At 57.0% G+C, this 4,872-nt stretch carries 5 protein-coding genes; all 5 read left to right on the top strand.

Features of this window, described 5'->3' with window-relative positions:
- The first annotated feature begins 485 nt into the window (after positions 1 to 485).
- The 5 genes from FTE24_RS16770 (at position 486) to FTE24_RS16750 (ending at position 4,511) form a co-directional block, all read left to right on the top strand.
- Positions 486 to 923: an ACT domain-containing protein gene (locus tag FTE24_RS16770; protein ID WP_141446468.1), complete on the top strand. Its 438-nt coding sequence runs from the start codon at positions 486 to 488 to the stop codon at positions 921 to 923.
- Between the two features lie 98 nt (positions 924 to 1,021).
- Positions 1,022 to 2,314 carry a homoserine dehydrogenase gene (locus tag FTE24_RS16765; protein WP_337190065.1) on the top strand — a complete coding sequence of 431 codons (1,293 nt, stop codon included), beginning with the start codon at positions 1,022 to 1,024 and terminating at the stop codon, positions 2,312 to 2,314.
- Between the two features lie 18 nt (positions 2,315 to 2,332).
- Entirely contained in the window at positions 2,333 to 3,304 is a 972-nt protein-coding gene (thrB, locus tag FTE24_RS16760; RefSeq protein ID WP_150233506.1) for a homoserine kinase, read from the top strand.
- Entirely contained in the window at positions 3,301 to 4,182 is an 882-nt protein-coding gene (gene pheA / locus FTE24_RS16755; protein ID WP_150233508.1) for a prephenate dehydratase, read from the top strand. Before thrB ends, pheA begins: the two co-directional genes overlap by 4 nt.
- A gap of 128 nt (positions 4,183 to 4,310) precedes the next feature.
- Positions 4,311 to 4,511 carry a hypothetical protein gene (locus tag FTE24_RS16750; protein ID WP_150233510.1) on the top strand — a complete coding sequence of 67 codons (201 nt, stop codon included), beginning with the start codon at positions 4,311 to 4,313 and terminating at the stop codon, positions 4,509 to 4,511.
- The last annotated feature ends 361 nt before the right edge of the window (positions 4,512 to 4,872 follow it).

Here is a 4,872-nt window from a genome sequence, read left to right as displayed (position 1 = left end):
CGGTTTGCGCTTGTCGCTCCGGGTTGTTTTCCGCTGCGGACTCTAATCGATTCCGGCAGTAAGGGGAAAGCCAAAAGTCGCTCCAATCGCAAACCGCTCGCCTGGGCGGGGGGAGGGGAAAATATTCCCTCGCCTCGTTCCCGGGCTCGGGGAGAGATTGGGGCGGGAGAAAGGATCGCAGGCGCGGTCCTACTCGGCCGCTGTGCGATCGCAGAGCGGGGAAAAGGATCGCAGGCGCGGCCCTACCCGGCCCCTGTGCGATCAATAAGAGCCCAAGGGCAAAAAAAGACACAAGCAAGGAATCAAGCGAAGGAGCTCCCGGAAGGGAGAAGTCCTTCGCTTTTTGCGTTAAAAAAGGGCAGGATTCAGGGGGGAGATTGACGCGGGGGGTAACTTTTTTGGTGCAAAGGGTTGACGCTGGGTCGGTTTCTTCGATATAATGTCCGCTATATGAAAACATCAGTCTTTAAGGAGAGGACGTTACTATGAAAGAGCGTTATTATCTGGCTAGAGAAGACATTTTGCCTGAAGCGATTCTGAAGACGCTGCACGTGAAGGAGCTGCTTGCGGGCGGCCAGGCGAAGACGGTTAACGAAGCGGTCGCGATCGCGGGCATCAGCCGGAGCGCTTTTTACAAGTACAAAGACGGTATCCATCAAGTGAACCAGCTGGATCGGGAGAGGCTCGTGACGCTGTCGCTGCTGCTGGAACACCGGGCGGGTGTCCTGTTCAAAGTGTTGGGCCTGATCGCCGAGAGCGGAGGGAACGTGCTGACGATCAACCAGAGCATCCCGCTGCAGGGCACGGCAAATGTGGTATTATCGGTAGAAACGTCGCGGCTGCACGATGAGCTGAGCGGCTTGACAGCTGCGCTGGAATCGGTGGCGGGCGTCAGCCGGGTCGTCGTTATCGGGCAGGGCTGATCGCAGACGGAACCAGTAGTGAAATCGGAACAAGCAGCGTGATGCGGCGGTACGATTGCCAAAGCGGCGACTGCATAGGGACGGGGAGGAACATGCACGTGAGTAACAAGCCGATAAAAGTAGGACTGCTCGGTCTCGGAACGGTCGGAACGGGCGTCGTGCGCATCGTGGACATGCACCAGGAAGACTTGAGCGGACAGGTCGGCTCGCCGATCGTGATCGAGAAAATTTCCGTCAAAGACCGGGACAAGGCACGCAGCATTCCGATCGATCCTTCCAGGTTGACCGACGATCCGTGGGAAGTTATCCATGATCCGGAGATCGACGTGATCGTGGAAGTGATGGGCGGCGTCGAACAGACCCGTACCTATATTCTCGAAGCGCTCGCCCGCGGCAAGCATATCGTCACGGCGAACAAAGATTTGATGGCGCTGTACGGGACCGAGATTTTGGCCAAAGCCCAGGAGATGAAGTGTGACGTCTTTTATGAAGCGAGCGTAGCGGGGGGCATCCCGATTATCCGGACTTTGATCGAAGGCTTTTCGTCGGACCGCATTACGAAGATCATGGGCATCGTCAACGGAACGACCAACTACATGCTGACCAAGATGAGCAAAGAAGGCGTGTCCTACGAGGACGTACTGACGGAAGCGCAGCAGCTCGGATACGCCGAGTCCGATCCGACGTCCGACGTCGAAGGACTGGATGCCGCGCGCAAGATGACCATTCTCGGCACACTCGGGTTCCGTACGAACGTGGAACTGGCCGACGTCAGCGTAAAAGGCATCTCCAGCGTCAGCCAGGCCGATATCGCGTATGCCCGCAATCTCGGGTACGTGATCAAGCTGCTCGGCATCGCCGATCGCGAAGATGACGCCATCTCCATCAGCGTGCAGCCGACAATGGTCAAAGCTTCGCATCCGATCGCGTCCGTCAACGGCGTATTCAACGCGGTGTATGTGCACGGCGAAGCGGTAGGCGAGACGATGTTCTACGGAGCGGGAGCCGGGGAGATGCCGACAGCCACTTCCGTAGTCGCAGACCTCGTCTCCGTGATCAAAAACCTGCGTCTTGGCGTGAACGGCCTCAAGCATATCGCGCCGCACAAACCGAAAAGGCTCAAAAACGACGCGGAAATTTCGTTCAAAAACTTCATTTTGCTGCATGTGGACGATAAAGCGGGCGTGCTTGCGCGCATCACGCAAATTTTTACCGAATACGAAGTCAGTCTCGCGTCCGTCGTCCAGCAGCCCAACGAGCTGAATCCGAACGCGGAGATCGTTATCGTCACGCATAAGGCGAGCAAGGAAAGCATCGATAAAGTGTTGAGACGATTCAACGAACTCGAAGTGGTCCGCAGGGTCGTCAGCGTATATCGGGTCGAAGGATAAGTCGGAAGGAGCGGGAACATGAATAACGCAAGCGCCGGGTCGGTACGGGTCAGAGTGCCGGCCAGCACGGCTAACCTGGGACCGGGGTTCGATACGCTCGGCATGTCGCTTTCCCTGTATATCTGGGTCGAGATGCGCCGCGCGGAGCGGACGACCGTCCATTTTGAAGGCGAAGGTTTTGAAGGAATCCCGACCGACCGCAACAATCTTATTTACAAAGTCGCACGGCTCGTGTTCGAAGCGGCAGGCGAAGAAGCGCCGGAGCTTGCGATCGGCATGCGTTCCGATATTCCGCTGACGCGCGGACTCGGCAGCAGCGCTTCCGCCATTATCGCGGGCATGGTCGCAGCCAACGCCCTCGTCGCAACGCCGCTCTCCAAAGAGCGGTTGTTCGATCTCGCCACGGGCCTTGAACGCCATCCCGACAATGTCGGCGCCTCGCTGTTCGGCGGGATCGTCGCGGCGGCGTGGGACGGCGAACATGCCGATTACGTGCGGATCGAACCGCCCCGGAATCTTCGCGTGCTGGCGCTGATCCCCGAATTCGAATTGGCGACTTCGGCCGCGCGCGCGGTTTTGCCGGATCAGCTCAGCTTGCAAGATGCCGTGTACAATATCAGCCGTTCGTCGCTGCTCACCGCCGCGCTGGCTTCGGGCAGGCTTGATCTGCTGCAGTTCGCGATGCGCGACCGGATTCACCAGCCGTACCGGGCCGCGCTCGTGCCGGGGATGGAACGGATTTTGGCGGAAGCTTCCGAGCATGGAGCGCTTGGCGCGGCCTTGAGCGGAGCCGGGCCGACGCTGCTGGCGCTGGTCGATCGCGAAGACGGCCGGCACGAACGTCTCGAAGCATTCATGCGGCAGGTCATGCGGGAAAACGGGATCGAAGCCCGCACCCTGTGGCTTGAACCGGATCTGGAAGGCGCCGTATGCGAAATTCGGAATCCCGAAGATCTGCTGCTGCCCGCAATCGAAGGAGATTTGTCATGAGGAAACGCATTGCGCTGCTTCCGGCCGGATCGGTGTCCCACGAAGCGGTCGACTATCTGGTCGGAGACCAACCCGTTCAGTTGGTGCATTACAAAGTCATTTCCGAAGTGTTCCTGTCGGTCGTGAACGGGAAAGCCGATTATGCGGTCATTCCGATCGAGAACACGATCGAAGGTTCGGTCAGCCTTCATATGGATTGGCTCGTCAATGAAGTGGATATCCCGATGCAAGCCGAGTGGGTCTACCCGTCGATTCAGAATCTGGTCGGACGACGGGAAGAGTTTGCCGGAGCTGACGGAGCCGTCGACTTTTCCAAAATACGCAAAGTGCTGTCGCACCCGGTAGCCATTGCCCAATGCCGAACGTTTATTTCGGAGCGTCTGCCGCATGCGGAGTTGGAAAATGCGAGCAGTACCGCCGAAGGCGCGGCTCAGGCGGCGGCGCACCCGGGCAGCGGTTGGGCCGCTTTTTCGACCCGCCTCGGCGCCGAGCGTTACGGTCTGGACATTTTGGCGGAAAAAGTGACGGATCACGATAACAATTACACGCGCTTCGTCCTGATCGGTCCCGAACCGTTCGCCTCTTCCAAGCCGAGCGAGCACCGGAAGACGAGCGTACAGGTCATTTTGCCGGAAGATTACGCGGGCGCGCTGCACCAGGTGCTGTCGGCTTTTGCCTGGAGAAGGCTCAACCTGTCGCGTATCGAATCCCGTCCCACCAAAAAGAAGCTCGGCAGCTACTACTTCTATATGGACGTGCTGGTGCCGGACGATTCGATTTTGTTTCAGGCCGCGCTCCAGGAAGTTCAGGCGCTGGGCTGTCAGGTTCGCGTGCTCGGTTCTTACCCTTGCTATGAATACGACACGGCCAAAGCTTGAGGTTGGAGGATCGGGGAGAAGCGCAACATTAAGCGGTGTAAAAGAGGATCCGAAAGCGGGCGCCGAGCGCCCACTTTTTTGTGTTCTTACGTACGGGACAGCTTCTGCGGAGGTGGCGGAGGGCAGGAATGTTGCGCAGCGTAAAAAATATTGGTGAAGGGCTTGAAAACCCTATAGGACAGTGCTATACTAAAAGTCCAGTCGAGTTGAGGCTTGACCGGATGTTTGGATTTGCGGAGCAGCCTTTGATTGAAATGAATAACAGGTTTCGCAAGAAGCTGAAAAATAATTTCAAAAAAAGACTTGCAAAACGAAAAAAGACATGCTAATATATAAGAGTTGCTGCTGGGAGCGAAACAAGCGAGCGGGGCACACGAGTAAGATCGGGTAACACCTAATAAGATTAACGAGTTTGTTCTTTGAAAACTGAACAGTGAGTAACGAGAATCACGGAACCCAGCCGGGCCAAGTGATTCGAGGAACCGCGCTTAGCGAGAGGTTTTGATCTTCGGATCTGAATCTTGGAGCACAAGACGGTTTAGAGTGAATATAGGGAACTTTAGTTCCCGCCACGTTTTAACGAGCACATGGTGCTTTCTTGACAAGTCAACTTCAAGACCATCCGCTTTATCCGAATCCAGGCCCTATGGGGTCTCTAATCGGAGTCGCGGGTGCAACAGAGGTTGCACC

It is taken from the genome of Saccharibacillus sp. WB 17 (genome assembly GCF_008634075.2).
GTDB classification, from domain to species: domain Bacteria; phylum Bacillota; class Bacilli; order Paenibacillales; family Paenibacillaceae; genus Saccharibacillus; species Saccharibacillus brassicae.
Note: the sequence above shows the minus strand (reverse complement) of the source record. Positions and strands in the feature narration are given on the sequence as shown.

What these genes read in the sequence shown, in the direction of transcription:
- FTE24_RS16770 (WP_141446468.1), top strand. Translation starts at nt 486, where the DNA reads ATGAAAGAGCGTTATTATCTGGCTAGAGAAGACATTTTGCCTGAAGCG.
- thrB (WP_150233506.1), top strand. Translation starts at nt 2,333, where the DNA reads ATGAATAACGCAAGCGCCGGGTCGGTACGGGTCAGAGTGCCGGCCAGC.
- pheA (WP_150233508.1), top strand. Translation starts at nt 3,301, where the DNA reads ATGAGGAAACGCATTGCGCTGCTTCCGGCCGGATCGGTGTCCCACGAA.
- FTE24_RS16750 (WP_150233510.1), top strand. Translation starts at nt 4,311, where the DNA reads ATGTTGCGCAGCGTAAAAAATATTGGTGAAGGGCTTGAAAACCCTATA.